Annotated in this window: 21 protein-coding genes and 1 riboswitch; of the genes, 9 read left to right on the top strand and 12 right to left on the bottom strand. The window is 45.2% G+C overall.

What is annotated here, in order from left to right; all coding sequences use genetic code 11:
- Positions 1 to 11: 11 nt before the first annotated feature.
- From DYB02_RS19495 to nfsA, 4 genes are all read right to left on the bottom strand, one after another.
- Positions 12 to 2,171, bottom strand: coding sequence for a polysaccharide biosynthesis tyrosine autokinase (locus DYB02_RS19495; protein WP_024702183.1), 2,160 nt, complete (start codon positions 2,169 to 2,171; stop codon positions 12 to 14).
- 29 nt (positions 2,172 to 2,200) lie between these two features.
- A complete protein-coding gene (locus DYB02_RS19490) occupies positions 2,201 to 2,641 on the bottom strand; it encodes a low molecular weight protein-tyrosine-phosphatase (protein WP_005458338.1) in 441 nt (146 codons plus the stop codon).
- Between the two features lie 72 nt (positions 2,642 to 2,713).
- Positions 2,714 to 3,835 carry a polysaccharide export protein gene (locus tag DYB02_RS19485; protein WP_029805759.1) on the bottom strand — a complete coding sequence of 374 codons (1,122 nt, stop codon included), beginning with the start codon at positions 3,833 to 3,835 and terminating at the stop codon, positions 2,714 to 2,716.
- Between the two features lie 418 nt (positions 3,836 to 4,253).
- The gene (gene nfsA / locus DYB02_RS19480) at positions 4,254 to 4,976 is read right to left on the bottom strand and encodes an oxygen-insensitive NADPH nitroreductase (RefSeq protein WP_029805757.1); all 723 of its coding nucleotides are present in this window, start codon (positions 4,974 to 4,976) and stop codon (positions 4,254 to 4,256) included.
- 195 nt (positions 4,977 to 5,171) lie between these two features.
- Here nfsA and DYB02_RS19475 point away from each other — a divergent pair, with 195 nt between their 5' ends.
- The gene (locus tag DYB02_RS19475) at positions 5,172 to 5,813 is read left to right on the top strand and encodes a MarC family protein (RefSeq protein WP_005458325.1); all 642 of its coding nucleotides are present in this window, start codon (positions 5,172 to 5,174) and stop codon (positions 5,811 to 5,813) included.
- Positions 5,814 to 5,994: 181 nt separating this feature from the next.
- Positions 5,995 to 6,867 (top strand): patatin-like phospholipase family protein, encoded by an 873-nt coding sequence (locus DYB02_RS19470; protein WP_029805755.1) that lies wholly within the window; start codon positions 5,995 to 5,997, stop codon positions 6,865 to 6,867.
- A 70-nt stretch (positions 6,868 to 6,937) separates the two neighbouring features.
- On the opposite strand, the gene gbpA is transcribed toward DYB02_RS19470, so the two are convergent.
- Together gbpA and trhO are read right to left on the bottom strand one after the other, a co-directional pair.
- The gene (gbpA, locus tag DYB02_RS19465; protein WP_029806221.1) at positions 6,938 to 8,401 is read right to left on the bottom strand and encodes an N-acetylglucosamine-binding protein GbpA; all 1,464 of its coding nucleotides are present in this window, start codon (positions 8,399 to 8,401) and stop codon (positions 6,938 to 6,940) included.
- Positions 8,402 to 8,501: 100 nt separating this feature from the next.
- A riboswitch (cyclic di-GMP riboswitch) is annotated at positions 8,502 to 8,606 on the bottom strand.
- Between the two features lie 424 nt (positions 8,607 to 9,030).
- Positions 9,031 to 10,011 carry an oxygen-dependent tRNA uridine(34) hydroxylase TrhO gene (gene trhO / locus DYB02_RS19460; RefSeq protein WP_021452926.1) on the bottom strand — a complete coding sequence of 327 codons (981 nt, stop codon included), beginning with the start codon at positions 10,009 to 10,011 and terminating at the stop codon, positions 9,031 to 9,033.
- Positions 10,012 to 10,336: 325 nt separating this feature from the next.
- Here trhO and DYB02_RS19455 point away from each other — a divergent pair, with 325 nt between their 5' ends.
- The gene (locus DYB02_RS19455; RefSeq protein WP_029806219.1) at positions 10,337 to 10,825 is read left to right on the top strand and encodes a GNAT family N-acetyltransferase; all 489 of its coding nucleotides are present in this window, start codon (positions 10,337 to 10,339) and stop codon (positions 10,823 to 10,825) included.
- A gap of 75 nt (positions 10,826 to 10,900) precedes the next feature.
- Here DYB02_RS19455 and DYB02_RS19450 read toward each other — a convergent pair whose 3' ends face one another.
- Positions 10,901 to 12,196 (bottom strand): alpha/beta fold hydrolase, encoded by a 1,296-nt coding sequence (locus DYB02_RS19450; protein ID WP_029806218.1) that lies wholly within the window; start codon positions 12,194 to 12,196, stop codon positions 10,901 to 10,903.
- A gap of 210 nt (positions 12,197 to 12,406) precedes the next feature.
- Here DYB02_RS19450 and DYB02_RS19445 point away from each other — a divergent pair, with 210 nt between their 5' ends.
- Positions 12,407 to 13,564, top strand: coding sequence for a D-alanyl-D-alanine carboxypeptidase family protein (locus DYB02_RS19445; protein WP_029845754.1), 1,158 nt, complete (start codon positions 12,407 to 12,409; stop codon positions 13,562 to 13,564).
- 84 nt (positions 13,565 to 13,648) lie between these two features.
- On the opposite strand, the gene DYB02_RS19440 is transcribed toward DYB02_RS19445, so the two are convergent.
- Positions 13,649 to 16,306 (bottom strand): alpha-amylase family glycosyl hydrolase, encoded by a 2,658-nt coding sequence (locus DYB02_RS19440; RefSeq protein WP_029803549.1) that lies wholly within the window; start codon positions 16,304 to 16,306, stop codon positions 13,649 to 13,651.
- Between the two features lie 129 nt (positions 16,307 to 16,435).
- Positions 16,436 to 17,899, bottom strand: coding sequence for a helix-turn-helix domain-containing protein (locus DYB02_RS19435; protein WP_029803551.1), 1,464 nt, complete (start codon positions 17,897 to 17,899; stop codon positions 16,436 to 16,438).
- Between the two features lie 166 nt (positions 17,900 to 18,065).
- Here DYB02_RS19435 and nfsB point away from each other — a divergent pair, with 166 nt between their 5' ends.
- Both nfsB and DYB02_RS19425 read left to right on the top strand, forming a co-directional pair.
- Positions 18,066 to 18,719 carry an oxygen-insensitive NAD(P)H nitroreductase gene (gene nfsB / locus DYB02_RS19430; RefSeq protein WP_005374924.1) on the top strand — a complete coding sequence of 218 codons (654 nt, stop codon included), beginning with the start codon at positions 18,066 to 18,068 and terminating at the stop codon, positions 18,717 to 18,719.
- 69 nt (positions 18,720 to 18,788) lie between these two features.
- On the top strand, positions 18,789 to 19,079 hold the full coding sequence (locus tag DYB02_RS19425; RefSeq protein WP_005480132.1) for a putative quinol monooxygenase: 291 nt from the start codon (positions 18,789 to 18,791) through the stop codon (positions 19,077 to 19,079).
- Here DYB02_RS19425 and DYB02_RS19420 read toward each other — a convergent pair.
- On the bottom strand, positions 19,076 to 19,999 hold the full coding sequence (locus DYB02_RS19420) for a LysR family transcriptional regulator (RefSeq protein ID WP_029803554.1): 924 nt from the start codon (positions 19,997 to 19,999) through the stop codon (positions 19,076 to 19,078). The genes DYB02_RS19425 and DYB02_RS19420 overlap by 4 nt on opposite strands.
- Before the next feature lie 150 nt (positions 20,000 to 20,149).
- Between DYB02_RS19420 and DYB02_RS19415 the strand changes: the two genes are divergently transcribed.
- On the top strand, positions 20,150 to 20,368 hold the full coding sequence (locus tag DYB02_RS19415) for a VF530 family protein (RefSeq protein ID WP_005396617.1): 219 nt from the start codon (positions 20,150 to 20,152) through the stop codon (positions 20,366 to 20,368).
- Between the two features lie 113 nt (positions 20,369 to 20,481).
- Here the strand turns inward: DYB02_RS19415 and DYB02_RS19410 are convergent, their stop codons facing one another.
- Entirely contained in the window at positions 20,482 to 20,934 is a 453-nt protein-coding gene (locus tag DYB02_RS19410; protein ID WP_005480116.1) for an acyl-CoA thioesterase, read from the bottom strand.
- A 211-nt stretch (positions 20,935 to 21,145) separates the two neighbouring features.
- Between DYB02_RS19410 and DYB02_RS19405 the strand changes: the two genes are divergently transcribed.
- Positions 21,146 to 21,910, top strand: coding sequence for a ferredoxin--NADP reductase (locus tag DYB02_RS19405; protein WP_029803556.1), 765 nt, complete (start codon positions 21,146 to 21,148; stop codon positions 21,908 to 21,910).
- A gap of 151 nt (positions 21,911 to 22,061) precedes the next feature.
- Positions 22,062 to 22,550, top strand: coding sequence for an RDD family protein (locus DYB02_RS19400; RefSeq protein WP_029803557.1), 489 nt, complete (start codon positions 22,062 to 22,064; stop codon positions 22,548 to 22,550).
- A 33-nt stretch (positions 22,551 to 22,583) separates the two neighbouring features.
- On the opposite strand, the gene DYB02_RS19395 is transcribed toward DYB02_RS19400, so the two are convergent.
- Positions 22,584 to 23,255 (bottom strand): DUF2057 domain-containing protein, encoded by a 672-nt coding sequence (locus DYB02_RS19395; protein WP_029803559.1) that lies wholly within the window; start codon positions 23,253 to 23,255, stop codon positions 22,584 to 22,586.
- Positions 23,256 to 23,474: the final 219 nt, after the last annotated feature.

The raw sequence follows: 23,474 nt of genomic DNA, 5'->3' as shown, positions 1-23,474 counted from the left end.
TCTAGATTAATTCATGATTCGCTTTTGTACGCGTAGTTGTAGTAGCCGTATCCATAGCCGTATGAGTTAGATGCTTTTTTCTCAACCGCATTGAGAATCACACCTTTAACTTCTACACCTGATTGCTCGAAGCGACCACGTGCTACCTCAATTTCTTTCAATGTCGTTTGGTCAAAGCGAGCTACCATCAATGTGGTGCCAGCAAGTGCACCAACGATGCTTGGATCCGTTACTGCAAGTACAGGCGGTGTATCGATGATGACTAGATCGTATTCTTTTGATACTTGTTCTACAAATTCAACAAATCGTGGATGCATCAAAAGCTCTGATGGATTTGGTGGTACTTGACCGCGAGTAACCACATCCAAGTTTTCAACTTGACTTGGTTTGATTGCGGTTGCTCGATCAATTTTTCCACTTAGTAAGTCAGATAACCCTTGCTCTGCTGTGAGGCCAAAACATTGCTGTAAATAACCTTTTCGCATGTCAGCATCCACCAAAAGGACTTTTTGACCCGTTTTAGCCGCAACGGCAGCAAAGTTGGTTGATACGAACGTCTTACCAATGGAAGGCGCTGGGCCTGAAATCATTAAGACATTGTTTTTGGCTTCCAACATTGCGAAGTGTAAGCTGGTTCGAAGTCCACGTAGTGCTTCAATTGATAGATCTGCTGGATTGGCATTTGCTAAAAGAAGTAAGTCTTTGTTGTTTTTGCGTTTTAGCTTGTTCGCGACTTCCAATTGTTGTGCCGATTTAGGAACACTTGCATATACAGATATTCCAGTTTGCTCAATTACATCAGGAGAAGTCACTCCACGATGAAACGCGGTTTTTACCAGAACAAATGCGACAGCTACCATGCCTCCAAGAAGAGTAGCCAAAACCACAATCAAAGGTTTTTTCGGTTTAATAGGAACGGCGTAAGATTGTGCATTGTCAATAATACGCACATTACCCACGGTGCCAGCTTTTATGATATTTAGCTCTTGAACTTTATTCAAAAGTTGGATGTAGATTTGCTGGTTTACTTCGACATCACGAGTCATACGCAAGACTTCGCGCTGTGTTTTTGGCAGTTTTTGAACTTGTTTGTTAAGACGCTCTTTCTCTTGCAGTAATGTCTGACGTTTGTCTAACAGCGATTTATAAGCTGGGTGGTCTTGGGTGAATTTTTGACTGATTTCACTTTCTTTAAATGTTAACTCATTAAGTTGGGCTTCAAGTGCCACCATCACTTTTAGAGTAGATTGTGCTTCGAGATTTAAATCGATAGATTCGTTTTCTTGTCTAAAACTGTTCAATGTATCTTCTGAAATAGTTAGCTTGTCCTTAATCTCGGGTAAATGACCTTTAAGGAAGTTGAGGCTCTGCTCAGCTTCAGCTGAGTTTCTTCTAACATTCTGCAAAAAATAGTTTTGAACAACATCATTTAAAACAAGCTGATTGTGGTCTGGGTATTCACCTTCAATGCTTAGAGACACAATACCTGTTTGGTTACCTCTCTCTGAAATAGAAAGTTGTGAAGCTAACTTGTTGATAGCATCTAACTTGCTTATTTTACTTATTGTAAAAGTATCTTCATTTTGAGCATTGAGCTGGTTCACTTTTACACGATAGCCATTCATCTCAATCAGTTGACCAACTGAACCAGAAAGTACCATTTGGTCTTCAAGCATTAGGCTGAATTGACCTTTCTCGACATCTGTAGCAATCAGTTGATGAGATAACCCTCTAGCCGTTCGAGGTACTTCAAACGTGGTCAAAGAAATGTAGTTTTGAGTACCGTTGATTCGTGCTAGACCTTTACCAACAAAAGGTAAGTAATCAGGAGTGGCAATGGTTGTTAAGTTAAACTTATCAACGGTATCGCCAAGAATCATTCTCGATTTAATTATTTCAATTTCTGTAGTTGCAGATGATTCGGCAGAAAAGAGTTCTCCCATGTCACCGACCATCGCCGAGATACCACCTGAACTCTTCTTTTCGATTTGTATTAACGCGTCGGCTTTGTAAATCGGAGTTGATAGCAACGCGACCGCGATACCTAATGTTGCAAAAAAGAGTGTAATGCTGATGATAAACCATTTCGCGTCTATCAATATGCCGAAGAGCTTGCCTAGGTCGATCTCATCATCAGCAAGAGCAGATGATTGTATTGTTTGGTTAGCCATTATTTTATATTTCGCCAAGTGATCTGAATTTATATTTTTTTTGCCCATGCATGAGCAGCATTTTCAATCAGAGATAATGCATGTTCAAAGGCTTCTCTACTCTGTCTGTATGGATCTGGAATATCCACGGAACCTATCCAGTGACCAAATAACATTGCTTTACCTCTAGCCTCCGGTACCAGCTCCGTCAAAGCATCGATATGACCTTGTTCCATCACCAATATTAGGTCTTGCTTTGCGCACAACTGAGCGGTTAGCTGCTGTGCTTTGTGGTCTAGCAGGTAGATACCACGTTCTGACGCGACAAGTCTGGCGGTTTCATCTGCTGGTTTTCCGGTTAGGCGACTTTTTTCTACGGCAATACCCGCCGAAGAAATCTGTTTATCTGGGAGTAGTTGCTGTAGTAACCGCTCGCCTGTGGGGGAGCGACAAATATTACCTACACACACGACAAGAATGTTCGAAAACATGTTTTGCTCCTTCTTATAGACAACGTTTGAATGACTTGTTTGTGTTCAAACAAGCCCTTCAGAATGCTTTTTCTATGGCCAAGTCCTGACTCGAAGGACGCCTTCTGTAAGTTCATTGAAGCCTGAGATGGTAGGTACTAGCTGTGCAATAACGCGATTCCAACGACTGATAGGCGCCGCAGTGACATAAACGATGTCATACGGTTTGAGAGCAAATTCAGTACCAATAACGAGCGCTGCCGCATCGGAGACATCAAGTTGATATATGTCGCCCAGTGAACCTGCGTCTTGTGACCTCCTAATTACGAATACACCTGTCGCATCCGCTGATATCTGATTAATACCGCCAACGTTACTCAGAGCTTCCGTAAGGCTCATGCCAGCGCGATCTATTTTCAGTAGTTTAGGGTCGTTAACTTCACCCATAACGAAAACCTTTTGCGAATCATTTCTTGGCACATGGATGATATCACCTGGTTGAAGTAGCCTATTTTCAGTGAGGTCGCCTTCTTGCATCAGCGCATAAAGAGATATGTTTTCAACAATGCCGTTTCTTGTCAGTGTTACATTTTTCCAGTCGGCGTTTTCGGCTAATCCACCTGCACGGTTAATTGCATCTAACAAGGTCAGTGGGATATTGGTGATTGGTTGTTGTCCCGGATTATTTACCTCACCAGTTATGTAGGATTTTTTCGAACGAAAAGCGGCGACGCTGACATCCACTTGAGGACTTTCTATGTACTTTGCTAATCGACGAGAAATATCTGCACGAATTTGACGAACGTTTTTACCCGCAACATCAACAATACCTATATATGGATAGAAGATAGTACCATCAGCATGTACCCAGTTACCCGCTTCAGCAGAGCTGCGATAAGAACCAGCAGGAATAGTTAGTTCTGGGTGATCCCAAATAGTAATGTTTAGTATATCTCCAGGGCCAACCTCATACTCATAAGCGCTAAGTTGGCGATCTAGCTCAGGGTTGGATTTGGCTTCTATTCCCAAACTTTTAAGTTGAGATACTTTATCAAGTGTAAGTGGAAAAACATTGAAATCAGAAGTGCGACTAACATTGCTGTCTTCGACGAAGTTTTTTCCATCTGTGGAAAGGTGACTACCGGGTACAGTACATCCAGAAAGAAGTACTGAGGAAAGCACTAAACTAGCTAGCTTTTTATGTTTGAAATTCATGTTTTTTCATTCATCTGACGTAAAGAGCGAGTTGCTGGTAGCAACATCCTTCTCCAGAAAAAACTTCACAACATAATCTTATAGGCACTACTTCTTTTTATTTATAAAGCGCTCAATAAGGAATTGGTTGCATCTGGAGACGCGAACTCTAATGAATTTCAATGACTAGAGCAATAGACAGAAATTCAGCAAGTGTCCAGATAAATATCGTATTTTTATGTTTTTATTTACAAGATTTCATATTGTGGATAAAAAACTTGTTCAATTAGCTCAAATTTTGTTTATTAGCTCTATATGTAGTGTTTTCTTTCTAAAATACAACCAAGAAAATCTACCGACTAATTATCTCGTTGTATTAAATAGGATTATCAATAATGTGACTCATATCTCATTTTTGTTTCGTTGTCTTTCAGCATGGTCACTTCTTTGCTAACCCCTTTCCATTCAAATACGGAAGAATATGCGGACGAGACTCACCAGCTAACTTGCTCGTAACTTCTTGTGACCACGTACTTTGTTTTTGATTGCTTGAGCGGTTTGCATAGTAGTTCTGCATCGTTTGGTCGTATTCTTGAATGTCATCTAAGTTGAGATCTTGGTACTGGTTCTCGTGCACCACTACGTGTGCAGGTAGGCGAGGCTTAACTTCTGGGTTTTGATCTGGGTGGCCCAAACACATACCAAATAGGATGGCGGTATTCTGGGGTAGCCCCAGTAGCTCATCCACTTGCTGAGCATTATTTCTTAAACCGCCAATGTATACGCCCCCCAAGCCCATCGATTCTGCTGCCAATAAGCAGTTTTGAGCCATGATTCCAGAGTCTACGGCGCCTATTAGCGTTAACTCTGTGAAATCGGCTTGAATACCAGGATTAATACTGGTGTGACGCTGGTAGTCGATACAGAACACCAAGAACTCTGCCGCGCTTTCAACGTATGCTTGATTCCCTGCAAATTTCGCTAGTTGTGATCTCTTCTCTGTGTCCGTGACTCTAACAATTGATACTACCTGCAACATACTGGATGAGGATGCGGCAAGACCCGCTTGAAGGATGGTTTCCAGTTGCTCTTTATCGATAGGCTGTGAGGTAAATTTACGAATGGAACGGTGGCCAAGAATGGTTTGGATCGTACTGTTCATGATGACTTAACATCCTTTGTTCTATTGTTAGGCTGAGCGTTCACCTTAGCGGTATTTAATGAATGGGTAAACTATCGCGAAAGAAAAAATGTGCCTTAGAGCATAAGTTTGAGTTCAGACTGGGGAAACGGCGCGCATTCTGTTTGTGAAGGTATATACTGTTTTTAGAATCAATAGTTTATCTGCGTTGGGAAGATGAAAGAGCTGATACTTCATACTGTCACGGTGTTCATGGGCTTTTTTGCGATTATGAATCCCATTGCCAATATTCCTATCTTTTTGAGCCTCACGGCGGATGAAGATAAAGAGACCGTTCGATCAATCGCACTTCGTTCGGTGTTTATTGCTTTTGTCATCGTGGCTATTTTTGCCATCGCAGGAAAAGTGATTTTCGACCTCTTTGGTATCACCCTTTATGCGCTGCGCATTACTGGGGGGATCTTAGTCTTCATGATAGGTTTTAATATGTTGCAAGGAGATTCCACGCATCAAAAAACCAAGGAAAAAGCGTATTCGCCTGCGCAGCAACAGGCAGCCTTGAGTATTGCCGTATCACCGTTGGCGATGCCAATACTCGCGGGGCCGGGTACGATTGCGACAGCGATGAACTTTGCGACCACAGGTGGTTTTGACCAAACCATTATTACCATCGTTTCATTTGCGGTTCTTTGTATCATCACCTACATATTGTTCCTGTTTGGGGACAAACTGGTCAAAGCGGTAGGGCCTAGTGCTTTGAATGTGGTGACAAAAATGATGGGCCTGATTTTGGCGGTTATCGGCACCCAAATGTTCATCGATGGTGCTGGCGAAGCCTACAAAACCGTGTTTGCCTAACTCTTCCCATATTTCCCAAATCCACACTTGTGTTGCGTCATAAGTGTGGATTTTTTGATCTTTAGTTTTCATTTTCTAAGGCAGAAATACATAGACTTCACCTATTTCAATAATAAGAATAACCAATTGTTGCTAATGCACGAATTTCATTACTCTTTTCCGAGAAATTAATGGGGGAAACATGGCAACGAAAGCAATTGTAGTGGAAGGTGGAGCGATGCGCGGCGTCTTTGCCAGTGGCGTGTTAGACGCATTTCTAGAGCGAGATTATAAGCCATTTGATTTTGCGATTGGTGTGTCGGCAGGCGCATCTAATTTGATTGGTTATCTGACCGATTACCCGCACCGCAGTATAAATGTGATTACAAAGCTCGCGACCAGCAAGCGCTTTTTCGACCCGACCCGTTTCCTCAAAGGTGGCGATTTGATTGATGTAAAATGGCTGTTTGAAGAGTCCAACCGTTTGTATCCCGTCGATGAGAAAAAGCTTTTTGAAGGCATTCCTTTTTTTGCGGCCACCACGAATGTGGACACAGGTAAAGCGGACTACTATCGAGTGACGCGAGAAAATTTCCATCATGCGATAGAAGCGACAACAGCATTGCCGATTGCTTACAAACATACTCCGTGTTTTTCTGGTGGTTGTTATACCGATGGTGGTGTGGCGGATTCTATTCCGGTTCGAGAAGCTTACCGAAGAGGAGCGCGAGACATCACGGTTGTGCTATCGCACCCGCTGAATTACTCCAAAAAACCAGTAAAAAATACTTGGTTAATGAACAAGTTGTTTTCTGAACATCCTAAAATGGTAGAAGCGATGTTGCATCGTTCAGAGAACTACAATGAGTCCTTGGAATTTATCCGCAATCCACCACAAGGAACCCGCGTGAGAGTGATTGCACCGCCGGATGACTTTCATGTGCAACGCTTGTCGATGCGCCAATCCGTTCTACTCGAAGGGTATGAAATGGGGCTTCAAGAAGGCAGAACTCATATCACCAATCTGTCTGGTGGTTATGGTTTAAGTCGAGAAAACTGCCACTTTTGTCTTTAACTCGCAGTGATTGATAAAGTAAAAAGAACCCCGCGATTGGCGGGGTTCTTTACGTCTATCGTCTGCGAGATTAGTTCAGTTTATCCCAAGCCATTTCCCAGTGTGAGCCTGTCGCTGGCTCAAATTGTGTTGCACTCTCACTCCACTGTACGCAGTAGCCAGAGTAAGGGAATGGTTTACATTGATAAATCGCGCCGTCGCTTGCTAACACTTTTGTACCTGCTGTGTAGCTAGAAAGCCCCTCTGGGAATACAAAGTCGTATTCGCCTGATGGTGGTGGGGTGACTTCCTCACTTTTTAGATGGAAATCCAGAGTTTGCTGATCGACAAGGTTGCCATCGGTATCTTTAATGCGGGTCACTAACATGTGGTGCCCCGGTTCTGATTTGCTCAGCGTGAGTTCTACTTGTTCGCTTGCACCATCTTGAATTGAACCCGTCCAACTTGCTAGTGGTTCGCGATGATGATTGTAAACCGTTAACTCGGCGGTTAAGTCGCCCTCTGCGGTAAGAGTGAGGTCTAAAGCGGTTAGCTCTGTACCAATTATGTACTCACTAGCAAGACCATCAACCGTGAGTGAATAGTCAGGTACTGGCGTTTCAATATTGTAGCCAATTTCAACACGCTCAAGGCCACTGTTTGATTGCAGGTAAATTGGGTTCGTGCCGTACACTGGCGTGAACTTGTCTTCCGAATATTGACCAGCTTGAAGCTTAGTTTGCTCTTGGTTGATTTTACTCGCCAAGGCGTAAGACCAGTTTTTCGCTTGAGTGAGTGCGTCGTTACTAATTGCTAGTTCAGTGCGGTACGCAACGTTCTCACCAGATTGATCAAACACGCGAGTGTAAACCGAATCGCCAACCTTTAGATTCATAGTAGGGATGATTTGGCCACCTTGAGTCCACTCAGGAATCACAGGGTCGTCACCATCAAATTTGACATCGATAACGTTGTAGAATGATGCAGCGGTATCACCCACATCCCATACCACAAGGATGACATGGTACCCCTCGCGTTCAGGCACGTTACATTGGTGGCTCATCTGTTTTGGTGGTTGAACCATATTGCCGTCAACCACACAGAAAGGGTTGAGATCGAACGAGTCGCGTGACAATGAAGCGTTCGGGTTCCAATTCGGTTTTGTGATGTAGTATTTCCAATCACGAGTCACGTGGTTTGCTGTAAAAGTCCATTCAAACGTTTGTGTACCAGATTTTATCGGACGTTTTACCCAGCGGTCGGCGGTTTGTTCGTCTAGTGCAGCTGCTAAAGCCGTTTCTGCGCTGGCAATTTTCCCGTCGCGAGGGCCTGTCTCTGGGAAGCCATCAGGGCCTTCGACGCTTTGTGGTTCATATTGAATTGCGCCACAGTTAGTGTTTCTTTCATTGGTATCCGATGTTGGGTACTTACACAGCGCTGCACGACTTGCTGCGACGCCATCGTTGGATTCCGATACGTAACCGTGTGCTAAGACACCAGAGCTCATGCTTGCGATAGCAAGGGCAACGAGCGATTTATTAGGGAATGATTTCATTACACGTCCTCTTGTTTGGCTGACAAATGAATGCCACAACTCGGCGCATGCAGAGCACTCTCATCCGCATCTGATTGGAACTCATTAGATACAGATAGAAAGTGGCAACCCCGCTATCTTAAGCACTAGTGTTGACTAGTTAAGCAGTGCTGGAAGACCGGAAGCTTTGCGTCCCATCCTTTCGAATGGTTTGCCGAAATGTGATTGAGCACTCGGAATGTAGCGTATGAATCTGGGCAAATAAAAATAATTCATCTCCTTGTGGAATCGTTCTCGCAATTTAATATCCATTTGCTAAATAAACGAATGACCTTTGTAATTGTATGTAATTTAACTATCTGAAAATATTTATTTTTAGGTGTTTTTAATTGATTTTATGAATGAAATTCTGAGCATTCTATTGGTATGGTTTTTGAGTTTGTTTTGCTGCTAGCACTGATGAGGGGGAAGTGCTCAGGGCTAAGTGCGATTGTGCTCTTGGTGGTTTTTTTAGGTGTGTTTACTGTTGTCGAGTTCGATTTGAAACGTAAATGTTTTGCTTGAATGTTAGTGGGAAAGTGAATAAATAGTGATTGTAAAAAAAGAGGGCGGGCTATATGGGATAAGGCCCGCCAAAGCCTTTGAGTCACTTAAGCTTGTTTACGTTGAGCTGCTTTTTTCGCTAGCTTTGCTTCGCGTCGCTGCGCACGTTGCTTAGCACTTTCACCACCAACGTGCTGCTCGCCTCGTTGATCGGCTAATGAAACTTGCTTTTCGCGCTCGCGGAATCGCGCAACTTGCTCTTCTGAATGTTTGCCGTGACATTTCGGGCAGCTCACGCCTTGCTCGAACAATTCAGACTGCTTGTCTTCGTCTGTGATCGGTAATCGACAAGCGTTACACAAATCGTAATCGGCTTTCTCAAGCTGGTGGTTGACAGCCACACGACCGTCAAACACGTAACAATCGCCTTCCCACATGCTCTCTTCTTGTGGTACTTCTTCAAGGTATTTAAGAATGCCGCCTTCTAGGTGGTAAACTTCCTCAAAGCCTTGCTCTTTCATGTAAGCGGTTGATTTCTCACAGCGGATACCACCTGTACAGAACATCGCAACTTTCTTGTGTTTTGCCGGATCCATGTTTTCTTTCACATAGCCTGGGAACTCACGGAACGTTTCAGTATTTGGGTTTACAGCCCCTTTGAAGGTACCGATTTCGATTTCGTAATCGTTGCGAGTATCCACCACAAACACTTCTGGATCGGCGATCAGATCGTTCCAATCTTGAGGCTTCACATACGTACCTACCACATGGCGAGGATCGATGCCTTCAACACCCAATGTCACGATCTCTTTTTTCAGCTTCACTTTGGTGCGGTTGAATGGTTGCGTTTCAGAGTAAGATTCTTTGTAGACCGTGCCCGTTAAACGAGGCTCAGTATTTAGCCACTCAAGCAGTGTATCAATACCCGCGCGGTCAGAGGCGACCGTACCATTGATACCTTCCCCAGCCAGCAGTAACGTGCCGCGAATATGGTGTTTTTCCATCAACGCAAGTAATGGCTCGCGTAGCTCTTGATAGTTATTCAGCTCCACAAACTTGTACAGCGCACAGACTACATACTGACTCATGAGATTTCCTTTATAAAAACAGGTGGTCGATGACCTTTAAATTTTAGCGGCTCGGAGTATACCTGAGTAAATTAGTCGGAAATACGGACAAAATTTACGGATATTCTTGTCCGAAGAGAGACGATGCTGGATGGCTAATCGCTCGGCAGCGAGACAAATCCGGTATGTGTTCAAACTCTTGGCAAAAACAAAAGGAGGAAAGGGAAATCAAACTCGACATGGTTGGTTGAAATTTGTACTTTAGCTAGGCTTTATATTTCTACCTAAATAGGTGATGAGCGAAAGCCAAAATGACAATAAAACCATCAGTTCGCAGGAAAAGGACATGCAGCAGTTTCACATCAGAAGGCTGAGAGAAGAAGATATCCCTTTACTCAAAGGATTATTGGTAGAGCTCGATACCTCTCACTATGAAGCCGAGCCTAACTTCTACCGATCACCCGAAGAAATGGCGCAGCTAAGGGAAGAACGTGGCGTCTTTGACAAGTATTTCGATGACAGAATGATCGCCTTTATCGCTTGCTCACATCGACAAGTCGTTGGATTTATCTCTGGTACCGTTCGAGATATTGACTCGATGGTTTCTGTTGCAAAGCGCGTTGGCTTCGTTAACGAGTTGGTGGTGTTGGAAAGTCATCGTAACTTAGGAATAGGCTTGTCGCTCATGGATAAAATCGAAAGCGATTTGTGCAATCAAGGTATTGAAGAAATTGGTTTAACCGTCGCATCGTTTAATCATGAAGGTGAAGATTTCTATCATAAGATGGGTTATCGCGTGATGACCAAAATGATGAGCAAAAGAGTGAAAGACTGATCGCCATAGTTCATAAGCCGCTATAAACGCCTTTTCACCAAATACTAAAAAGGCGTTTTTTAACGTCTGTCGTGCTTATTTCAACGTAGCTGCGGTCTGTTTTCCCATGGCAATGAGCCTGTCGAGAATGCGTTCACCGTCGGCACGCAAACCGTTGTGCTCGTACTCGTTGGTGATCCATGCTTTTGAATTTGGGATTAACGCGAGCGTCTCTCGGCTGATATCCATTTCAACAAACATATCATCGGCGTAAACGGCGCAACTGACAGGCACTTTATTTTGAGCCAATTGTGTTTGATCGTACAGCGCAGCCCAATCGTCTTTCGCGGCCAATATTTCGGCGGCGTCTTTTAGTGGTTTAAGGTTGACGTATTGGTCGAACATCCAAGGGAAGACCATTTCCCCCGTAAAGTAAAAGGGCTGGCCAGGTTCATAATTAAACTCTGGTCGGGTTTGGCGAACACGGTGCGCACTCCAATTCGATGCAAAGCCTTGGCAGTAAATCGATTCATGCAAAATGGCGTAGATCGGGTTGGTTTGGAAGTTTTGCTGCGCCAACATATCGTTCAAGAACTCATAGCGAAGTTGTGGTTTGCCGTCCACTTCAATCAACGCGCTTTCTAGCCAATAGTAAGTCGGCAAGAAAGTATCACTCACACCAAAGTTGATGCCGATTTGTTGAAATTGCTCCACCGTGAAGCGTTGACCATTTGGTAGGTACTCTTCATTTTCCAGCAAGTGATTCGCAATGTTTTGGCAAAGTTGCTGTGCATTGGGAAATTGTTGGAAGAACGCTTGGTTTTTCTCCATGGTGCGTTTGAAGGTAGCTTCATACACATCGTCGGCATGACGCGAGACTGATGGCACGCCACCCGTGATGTAGCTTTGCAGCAAGCTGTCTGGGAACAAAGACAAATAGGTGAGGGAACAAAAACCACCAAAGCTTTGACCTAAGATCGCCCATTTTTCGACGCCAAATTGCTCACGAATGTATTCCGCGTCGCGCACGATGTTATCCGCTCGGAAGTGGCTCAAGTAGTCTGCTTGTTGCTCTGGCGTGAGGTGAGCAAGCGTCTGATGATTAATTACGCTGCTGTTGCCCGTACCGCGCTGGTCGAGAAGCAAAACTCGGTACTCTTGCAGCGCGCGTTTTACCCAGCCGCTATTGCCGTTTTGACGCGGAGAGGGAAAGCCCGGCCCGCCCTGAAAGTAAACCAACCAAGGTTTGGTCGATTCTTCGTCGCCGACTAGGCAAACCGCACGGGCGAAGATTTCAATGGTGCCTTTGCTCGCGTCTTGGTAATCCAGAGGAACGGTAAAACTGTGGGGAGTGTAATGCAATCCTGCGTCGATAAATGATTGAGCGTTCATTGTTATCTTTATTTCCTTATTGAGGGGTAGCGCTACTTTACTGCGAATGGCATGAAGAACCAATGCTATTTCCCAATCGCCTCTTCAGTTCTATACCTTGGTCAAATCAATGTAAGTTCAAGAAAATGAAACGATTAGCGACTGGTGCAACTGGTTGAGTGAGCTATGCTCAATAGAGTAGCGACAAAGTAAGAGCATGGAGGAAGTCGGATGAAAGTGTCACTGGCTCGATGGACAATTGTGACTTGTTTAATAAGCGTACCTACTTTTGCCGTTGTTACGCCCCACCCACCTCAGTTACAGGCAAAAGGCTACGTATTAATGGACTTTCAATCCGGTGCCATTATTGCCGAGCATAACGGGCGAGCAGGCCTTGCTCCGGCGAGTTTAACCAAGTTGATGACCGCTTATGTAGTTGGACAAGAAATCAAAGCGGGGCGTTTGAAATGGGATGATGTTGTCACCGTGAGCGAAAACGCGTGGTCGGCCAAGTTTCCCGGTTCTTCTAAAATGTTCATCAAACCGAAAGATGAAATTAGTGTTGCGAACTTAATGCGCGGCGTGATCATCCAATCAGGAAATGACGCGTGCGTTGCACTGGCTGAGCACGTTGCAGGCAGTGAACGCGGCTTTGTCGCCTTGATGAATGGTTGGGCGGAGAAATTAGGACTGCAAGACACCTATTTTGTGAACTCCCATGGTCTTGATAGTGATGGCATCCAAACCTCACCAACCGATATGGCAAAACTCATGCAGTCGATCATCAGCGATGTTCCTGATGTGTATGCGCTATACAGTGAGAAAGTCTTCAAGTGGAACGACATTACACAGTACAACCGCAATAAATTGCTGTGGGACAATTCCATTGATGTCGACGGGGGAAAAACCGGCTACACCAGCAATGCCGGATACAGCTTGGTGAGCTCGGCCAAAGAAGGAAGAATGCGCCTTATCTCGGTGGTGATGGGTACGCCAAGTAAACAGGCTCGGATCAGCCAATCGAAGAATCTACTCAGCTATGGTTTTCGCTTTTATGACACCAAGCAAGTTGCTAAGCAAGGCCAAGTTGAGTCTAAAGTTCGCGTTTGGAAGGGAAATACCAATCAAGTTGAGGCGCTCTTTGCTAAAGATGCCTATCTCACTCTGCCTCGTTCAATGACGGCTGGGCTTGATAAGAGTGTGGTGTTAAATGAACCGTTGATTGCGCCGATCGCGCAAGGAGATGAGATTGGTAAGGTCGTTTGGAAAAGCGATGACAGTACCGTGGCGAGTTATCCCTTGGTCAGCAGCCAAGCGGTAGAAGAGGGCTCGTGGTTCGCTCAGCTTTGGGACAGTCTGGTGCTGTGGGTGAAATCGTGCTTTAACTAGAATAAAAACGAGCAGAAGTGTCTTTCTGCATTTTTTTGTTGATGGCCGCCCAGCTAAACGCTGGGCGGTGTTTTATTTAACGGTTTATTCCGACAAGGTGATGATAGGTAAATCGTCCCAAATCTTACTTTCATCCGATGCGCCACCGGAGAACTTCCAAGGGCCTTTGTCTTGCTCTAGCGGACGGTAAGTTGCTGAAAGACCGTCTAAGTCCCAAGTCGTGACATAGAAACGGATACCATCGAGCGAATCTGGGCGGCCTAGTGCATCGCTAGCAAAGTCCATTGAAATGGTGTTGTTGGCTTTGTCTACTGTCACTGTTGGTGCTGGCGTTACGGCTTCTCCCCATGTCGTCGCATTTGCTCCTTTGGTGTTGTAAATAGAGCTTTGCCAGCCAAAAACAACCGCATTGCGACTCCAGGTTCCGCTTGGCATAGAAGCGTTGATCTTCGGTAGCTCAGACAAGTTGGTTGCGGCTTCTTCAGGTAAATCAATGAAGATGGTGAAACCTACGTGGTCGAAGCCGTTTGGTGGTAACCAAGTGTCGGTGATCTTGTCCATGGTGAAGGTCAAACGTACGTTACTGCCAACGGTAAATACCTCAGCTTTGTTGATTGCGAGTTGGCTATTGTTTTTATCGAATGTTGGATCCGTTGGTAGCGAATAGTTACCGTTAGGACCGCCCATGCCATCTTGCGCATCACCCGCGTCATCAATAGTGTCGTCTGGCGTGTTCGACCAGCTTAAGTCCGACACAAAGTTAACATCTTCAATGCCAGCTTTTTTGTCAGTAGAATAAATCGCGAAGCGGTGTTGCTGTTCGCCAATCGCAAAGTTACGGGTAGATAAAGTCACGCTGAATTGACCGTCAGCACCTACGGTAATGGCTTGTGCTGTTTCCAGATTACCGTCTACGACAAGGTTCAATTTCTCGTTTGCGTTAGCAGTACCAGTGATCACGATGTCATCAGTGATGGTTTGTCCTTCCCAATCTTGAGCAAGTCGGATATTGAGGTCTGGGGTATCTACAGATTGATTGCTGCTTGTTTTTGAGTAAATCACTGCAGACTTGGCTGGTAGCTCAAGGGTTACGTTACCATTTTCATCTGCGACTAACTGTTCTGGAGCGTGTGCCCAGTTCGACATGATTTGTTGTTTGAAGACGGTGCCGCCAACTTGTTCTACATCGAGTTGGTTCATCAACATCGGCGAGTTGGATGTATTCATCACAACCAAGACTTCGTCGTTATCCAACGTTCGGGTAAAGGCGAACACGCCCGCGCCCGCTTTATCGCTGCCAATCACTTTCATTTCGCCACGTGTCATGACTTTGTTTTCAGTACGTAGCTTGGCAAGTTCTTGAATAAACAAGTACATCTCACTGTTTTGGTCGAATGAGTCTACGTAGTCGCCATCTTCACGGTAACCGCCAGCAAACATCGCATCGCGCGCTGCTGACATCGCCTGTTCAGTACCTTGGTAAATCACAGGAATACCCGGCACGCTCATCATGGTGATCAGTGCTTGTTTCATGTCATTCACGCTACCTTGCGACAGAAAGCGCGGCATGTCGTGATTATCAATGAAGTTCGGCATGATGTACGGATTCGGGAACATCTCCATCATTTTCTCAAGACGGAAACGCAAATAGTCGGTCGGTTGCCCTGATGCAAATACGCGCGTCATGGTCGCTTGCAATGGGAAGTTCAGTACCGAGGTTAGCTGTTTCGGCGAGCCACTTTCACCGATGTAAGTCAGCATCTTCTCTTCGCCTTCGGTGTGGTAAGGCGTAGATGTTTCGAATACTTCACCAAAAGTGAGGAAGTTGTCACGACCGGTATCAACCGCTTGCGTCATCACACCATCGTCGGCGTGTAGGAAATCGTTCCAGAAATCGTGTTCAACAAACTTCACCGTATCGATACGGAATCCGTCGACGCCGACTTCGCGAATCCATTTTCGGTAGCTCTCTTTTAAGTAAGCGCGCACTTCGGGATCGGACGTATTAAGGTCATCCAAATCAGAGAGTTGCCAGGTTTTTTCTTGTACCGGATCGTTGTGGTCGGTGATGGTTGGCGTCCAGTGGTAACTACCTGTGCCGTCTGTTTTACACTCGTTCATGTTGAGTGGGTATGGCAGTTCTTGCCCGGCGGGTAGTGCATTTTTTATCAAACGGAAGCCTTGGCAAGGTAGGCTTGGATCATAACTGTAAGGATCATCGTAGGTGAAGAAGTTGCCTACATGGTTGGTCACGATGTCCTGAATTAAGAACATGTTACGCGCATGCACTTCGCGTGCTAACGCTTGGTAGCTTTCTAGGTCGCCGAAGTGCTCATCCACTTTTTGGAAATCGCGCGCCCAGTACCCGTGGTAGCCGCCGTAGTTTTGCTCTGCATCCCACCATTGGTTAGCAACTGGCGGAGTAATCCAGATCGATGTGGCACCGAGATCTTCGATGTAGCTTAACTTATCACTCACACCAACGAGGTCGCCGCCGCTAAATTTTTTATCCGAAGTCGGATCGAATTCGTTTTGCCCTTGATCATTAAGAGCGCTGTCGCCGTCGTTAAAACGGTCGATCATCAGGAAGTAAATGATTTGATCTTGCCAATCAGGAGATGCCACGTGGCTGCCTGTATCGACTGGTGTGGTTTCGTCGCTTCCACAACCAGAAAGAGCAAGAGCGATCGCTAAAGGAAGTATTTTTATTTTATTCATTGGGTTAGGTAGAGTTTCAAACACAGTTTTTGCCTCCGTTATGCAGCAATGCAGAAACGATAAAGCAAAGATTTGAAATTGAGAGTGTCAATTTACGCCAAAAAAGATGTGAAATGATGTCACGAAGCGGCGACTTTGATCTGACCGACAGTTTTAATTGAGCGGTTGCACAATAGGATATTGTATCGGGTAATGCTCTTTCGCGAGCTCGTTGTCGGATTCATCATAAAGGCGGAAACGGCACTGCTTTGCAGTTTGAGTGAGCGATAATTGCAGCACCCAACAAGCATAATGTTGCGAGTGTTGGGTCAAGCGCATTGCGTGAGGTGTGGGGTCATCATCGACGTAACCGTCAATCCTCACAACGTTTTCAAGTCGGCATGCCAGTTCGACAAAGAGCGTATATTGCGCCCCAATGTTAATAAGTTGCCGAGTCGGGACAATATATTCCGTTGCGCCAATTAAAAGCCCTTTAGAAACCACATAATCACGCTGGTGGTTGTTCTCAATGTAACGTTCTCCATCGACTTCATAACACAGGCGAAAGGTAAGGGGATGCGCCACCGGAAGTTCGGTCGTTGCCCAGAGTTCGGTGCCATGACTTAAAAAACGCTCGAAGAAGGCGGGGTAGCGCCGCCATGCGCCATCACGGTCACGGCATTCTACCGAGACCACTTTTTCAAACGCAATATTGTCCACTTCCATCCAGATTTTGCCGACAGGTTGGTCGATGTGGTTATCGTCGAAGGTATTGGCTTTGGCGTAGTACAAGCGGATCGGTTGCTGATTTAGTTGAGTTCGGTTATCCAAACATTGTTGGCGATACTGCATGGGTGAAAACGGATACCAACGACGAAAAGTGCGGTGAAAGTTCGATGGTTCTTCGTAACCAAGTTGATAGGCGATTTGCTGCGTCGTGAGTTGGGTGTCGGCAAGCAAAGTGAGTGCTTGCTTTCTTTTCGCGAAATCAACGCATTGAGAGTAGCTCATTTGCTTTTCTTGCAGTCGACGTTGCAAGGTGCGTTTGGAGACGCCCAGTTGCCTTGCCGCTTGCTCTAACTTGAGCGCGTAATTGCTGTTTTTGATGAACAAGGCGTTCAAAACACTCAGTAATTCTGGTTGCTCAATTGGCTGGTGAGAAAGCAGCAAATAAACATGTTTCACCAGGTCAAACACGCTTGAACTCGTTTTAGAATCTCGCGTTTCCCCTAGAAAAATATCGGCCGCGAGTGGATTGCTGGCTTGAATTTGTACCTGTATTGATTCGCTTAACTCAAGCATTTCCAACTGCATTTTGAGCAAGCTAAACACCGACTCGGCCCAACTTGGCTTATCGGCCGTTCTGCATTCGACTTGCAGATGGATTTGGGCATCTCCATGTTGCAATGTGACGTACAAACGGCGGTCGAATAATGAAACACTTTTACTCCACCAAAGCAGCCCTTCTTGCAGGTTAGGCGCTTCTTTCAACATCATACATTGCAAGGCAACCAACTTCTCAATGTGCCAATATTGGCCGGCAATTCTCAGGTGATTGTGACCGAGCTTTTTACACAGAAAGGATGTAATAACGTTATCTTGAGGCAGCATGAGTTGAGTTTGGTTGCGAGCAAACATGCATTATTGCCGAAAAGATGAAGAAGTTCAGTGAGAACGTTCAAAGCCTTTCTTATCTTTTATTTTCAAATTTATTTTGAAAATGTTTTTAATCGAAATCGGTTTTTCCCTTTATCTCATGAGGTTATGCTGTTACACAGCTTAAATTCATTAATTGGAGAACCTCATGGATATCGTACAAGCTGCAAAATCTCGTTACTCAACGAAAGTGTTTGACCCAACGCGCAAGCTACCTCAAGAAAAAATCGATGCAGTTAAAGAGCTGATTCGTTTTAGTCCATCGAGTGTGAACTCCCAGCCTTGGCATTTCATTCTGGCAAGCACAGAAGAAGGCAAACAGCGCATCGCTAAAGCGGCGCAAGAGAACTACGCGTTTAACGCGGCGAAGATTCTCAACGCTTCTCACGTATTGGTGTTTTGTGCAAAAACAGGCATTGATAACGACTACATTGAAGCGCTAATGGTGCAAGAAGAAAAAGATGGTCGATTCCCAACTGAAGAAGCGAAAGCGGCTGTGCGCGGTGGTCGTAGCTACTTTGTGAACATGCACCGTTTTGATCTGAAAGATGCGAACCATTGGATGGAGAAACAAGTTTACCTCAACGTGGGTACGTTGTTGTTGGGTGCTTCGACGCTAGAAATTGATGCAGTGCCAATTGAAGGGTTTGATCCCAAAGTGCTGGATGAAGAATTTGGCTTGCGTGAAAAAGGTTATACCAGCGTTGTGATCGTGCCGCTTGGCTACCACGCGGAAGATGACTTCAACGCGAAAACGCCAAAGTCTCGCTGGGACGCAGAAACCGTATTCACCGAGATCTAATTCGAGCTTACTTGCAGGTGACATAGAACCCTGTAATCAATATATAAATCGCAAAAGAGTGATAAAACGATGATCCACTTAGTTGCAGAAGTGAAAGCCTATCCAGACAGCAAGGATCAGGTGGTGAATTTGCTTGCTGGTTTACTAGAGCCAACTCGTCAAGAAGAAGGCTGTTGCCAATACGAGTTGTATCTTGACGAGAAAGTTGAAGGCTTATTTATGTTCCAAGAGATTTGGGCATCGCAAGAGGCCTTGGATAAGCATTTGCAAAGCCCGCACATGGCGACGTTTCTTGAAACATTAGAAGAGAACGATTGGGTTGAATATACCCAGATTCGTCCTCTTCGATTTATCGCCTAATGACAGAAGGTTGCCAGCACGTTGGCGCGTTGTTGGCAGCATTTTTGTTGGATAAAGTCGCGGAAAGTCCGAATCGTTGGCGTCAGTAAGCGACGATCGGCGCACACCATGTAGAGCGGTACTGGGCCGCAATCCCACTCTGGTAACACTCGCACCAATCTTCCCTCGATTAAGTCTCGGCTGATGTCCATCAACGATTTATTCGCAATGCCTTTGCCTTTGATCGCTAACCGATGTGGCAAGTCACTATCGTTGCTCATCAAGTTACCGCTGACCACGACTTGTTCTTTCTCGCCGTCACGCGTGAGCGTCCATTTGTTGTAGACCGAATCCGCGACCATATAGCACAAACAGTTGTGTTGCGTTAAATCGGCAGGAGAGGTGAGTTCTGGATGTGTGGCTACGTACTCTGGCGATGCACATAAGATCCGCTCGTTTGCCCCACACAATGCCAACACGACCAGATTAGAGTCGGCCGGCTCGCCGTAGCGAATCGCAATATCGACACGCTTGGTGTACATATCCGTCAAGCTATCGGACAGCTCTAGTTTTATGGAAACATTTGGGTAGAGATCGATGAACTCATCCACCCAATCGAGCAACATATTGCGACCAAAATCGGAGGGCGCAGTAATGTGCAGTTGACCAGATAACTCGCCACGCGCACTTGAGATCTGATCCAACCCCTCTTGCAATGTTGCCAACGCTTGCGTGGTTTTGTCTAAAAACAGTTCGCCTTCTGAGGTTAAACGCAGGCTTCGGGTAGAACGCACAAACAGCGGGAAACCGATTTGCCCTTCAAGACGCTTAATCGATGCGCTAATGGCGGCAGGTGTCATGTCCATGCTGTTAGCGGCTTTTGAAAAGCTGCCTTGGCGCGCGGTTTCGACAAAAATATTGAGGTCGTTGAGGGCTTTCATCGTGAAAAGGATGTTTGTGAAGTTTGAGCTACTATAGGGGAGATGAGCAAAGTAATTCAAGCTAAACGCCTTTGAAGGTGAAAACATTAGGTTAAGTGGTCACTTTGAGTTAGATTAGCCCGCCACTTACATCGTTACTGGATCAACAACATGAGCAACGAACAGCCGAATAACCCTCTGCATGGGTTGAGTTTAGAAAAAATCGTCACCCGACTAGTTGAACACTTTGGTTGGAATGGCCTGTATGAGCGCGTTCGAGTGAACTGTTTTAAGAAAGATCCGTCGATCAAATCTTCTCTGAAGTTTTTGCGTAAAACGCAATGGGCACGAGACAAAGTCGAAGCGCTGTATATCGAGACGTTTTGCTAAGCGTTACGCTTTCAGCTAAAAAATCCGAATCAAAAAAGGTGGCCATGAGCCACCTTTTTGTTTGTTTCTTACTTACTTGTTTCTTCGCTGACTTTTTACTGTACGCTGCCGATTTATTCCAAATGGTGCGTACTGCCAACCGTGCTTTCTAACTCAAGAATGGATTGGCGCACATGATCAGGAATGGCCGCTTTCTCGTTGTTTTTAAAATCGAACATCACGCCTGTCGCGGTTGAGACCGTCGTAATCTTGCCCCATTTTTTACTCAATACTTGATATTCCATAGTGATGCGATCTTCTTGCATGTCGATCACGCGCGAGCCGACCAGCAACGTGTCTGGGTAAGTGACAGGCAGTTTGTAGCGACATTGCGTCTCGCTGAGTACTGGCCCAATTTGCGAGGTTTGCAGGTCGACCAGCAGATTAATTTTGTTGAAGTAATCTAAACGCGCCGTCTCAAAGTAGCGGAAATAGACCACGTTATTGACGTGTTGCAGAGCATCCATTTCACCCCATGCGACTTTGATCTCTGTGATAACGGGAAAGTCCTTTAACAGTGTGTCCATTTTTAGTGCTCCTTTTTCATCTGCATTGCCACAAAATTGCGACGCGACTTATCACTTTGAGCATTTATTCTAGATGTAATCATTTAATATGTAATAAAATTGTTTTTAAAATGTGAAATGAAATGGCAATCTTATTATGTAAACTAGAAACTTTACATAATCGAGTTGAAGGCGTAAGTTTAACTAAGAGTAACCAAATAGGAGGTGTCTTATGACTGAGCTGAAAGGTTTCAATCTAGCCAAGGTGGAAAAACGCATTGACTGGACTGGCGAGCTGTTCAGTTTAAGGGTCTCAGGCGCGCCTCTTACCTTTAAAGCTGGTCAGTTCACCAAGCTTGCTTTGCTAGATGATGAGGGCAAGCCTATCAGCCGTGCTTACTCTGTGGTTAATGCACCAAGCGAGCAACACGAGTGGCTCGAATTCCTCATTGTGGCAGATCCTCAAGGGCAACTTTCTCCAAGGTTGCAAAAGCTAAAAGCGGGTGACCCGATTTATGTGGGTGAAACCGCGCATGGCGATCTCATTCACGACACTATTCCTAAGCAAGCGAGTGATCTATGGTTGCTTTCGACGGGGACTGGTATTGGCCCGTTTTTATCTTTGCTGGATGACATTAACCTGCTTCCTCACAATGATCGTATCGTGCTGGTGCATGGTGTTCGCTACGGAAAAGATTTGGTCTACAAATACCTGATTGAGCATCTTCAATTCCGATATGAAGGACGCTTAAAGTACGTGCCAATCGTGAGTCGTGAATCGTCACTCGGAAAACTGCAAGGTCGAATCCCAGAGTTGATTGCATCTGGTGAGCTTGCCAATAAAGTGGATGTGCCTTTCTCTCCGCAAAGCAGCTTTGTGATGCTGTGTGGTAACCCAGAGATGATTAAAGATACCTTGCCTGTGCTGCAAGGGCTAGGGTTAGAAAAATATCGAACTCGAACAGGCGGTCACGTTATCTATGAGCGTTATTGGTAAGTACCCACCCATCGCTGAAACCGAGATAACTAAGTTATATCGGTGTAAATTAAAAATCACTTTTGAGACATGATACGAATTTATAGACTTATCAATTGAGCACATATACAACAATGCCTAGACTGCGTTCACTGTTGTTGTAGGTGGTTATATGTACTCTTCAATTGCGAGCAAAATGCAGCGGCTTATAGGCGGTTTCGTTGATCTGTTCGTCGTCATTAGCGTTGTCGTTGTTATCGCGTTGGGTATCAATTTTTGGCTCTATGACTTCCGTTTATCCCTGCAAGAAAACTTCACACTTGTTTACGACACCCACGCGGTGTATCTCCTTACTGTTCCCATTCTTCTCGTGATTAACTGGTATTGGTTGAAGGAAGGGCAAACCATCGGCATGCGTTTTGTTGGTATCAAAGTGGTGATGAAAAATGGTCGTGCCGCGACCAAAGTGACGGTTTCCATCCGGCTTGGCATCAGCTATCTACTCGAAATGTTTATTCCTGGCGTTCCGTTGGTGAACCTTGTGCTGCTTGTTTTTCATCCAGAGCGACGTTTGTTGCATGATTTCCTCACCAAGACCAAAGTCGTGCAAGCACCTGACTCGCTGCTGTCTATTTTGCATGATCAAAAAAAGCCACATTAAGTGGCTTTTTAAATCAGGTCAGTCAATCAACGACTATTGCTGATTGATGTACGCTTTAAAGCGCGCTTTTGTTTCTGCGTCTGCTTTTTGGTACCAGAAGTGCAGCATTTCTTCTGCCGTAGAATCTGCTTTCACTGCGGTTGCACGCGCTTGTTTCATGTCTTCAGGAATTTTTGCAGGAAGTGTGACTGGTTGCATGGTCGCTGCACCAGCAAAAGCGACGGCTGCTGTACCGCCAGCGCGGTTGTAATCTTCGATTTCACGCACGTAATCACGGCCGATTTGCATACCCGGTTTGATCAGCTTGTCTTGGTCAACTACGACTGCTTTGCCTGAACCATCAACCAGTTTCCAATCGAGATCTTTGATGTTTTCTTCCGCGTCACGCATGTTGCGGTATTTTGGAACTTCAATCGTCAACTCTGCATTTGCAGTATCGAAGCGTGCCACGATAGCGTCACTTTCTACGCTTAGACGGTCATTACCTTGGTTGAAGTAAGGTGCGTAGCGGAAAACGACTTGGTTTACGCCATCGGGTAGCGTCAATGTTTTTTCAGAAGCAAAAAAGCCGCCAGAAAGTTTCGCTTTTTCACCGTTTGCTGCCAATACTGAAACGTCGTCAGGAACGCTAACCGTAACGTCTGCGAATGCCATGCCACTCATTGCTAGAGCAAGCGCGCAAGTTAAAGGCTTGATCAATTTCATTGTTTTTATCCTAAGCTTTGTAATTGTCCCAATTCGTCAAGATCGGTCGCTCAAATGTAGGGGGATCTTGGAATTCTTTGGGTATAGCGATCAACGAGATTGCATCGTTAAGTGCTTGATTGCAACTCTCAAGTGTAAGAAGTATGAAAATTTAACAAGAACGTCATTTTTATCTCATCCGTTGTGATGAAACTGTGAGCTAACGTTAAAGAGAAACAA

Source organism: Vibrio parahaemolyticus (assembly GCF_900460535.1).
Lineage (GTDB): Bacteria > Pseudomonadota > Gammaproteobacteria > Enterobacterales > Vibrionaceae > Vibrio > Vibrio parahaemolyticus.
This window is presented reverse-complemented; position numbering and strand designations above follow the sequence as displayed.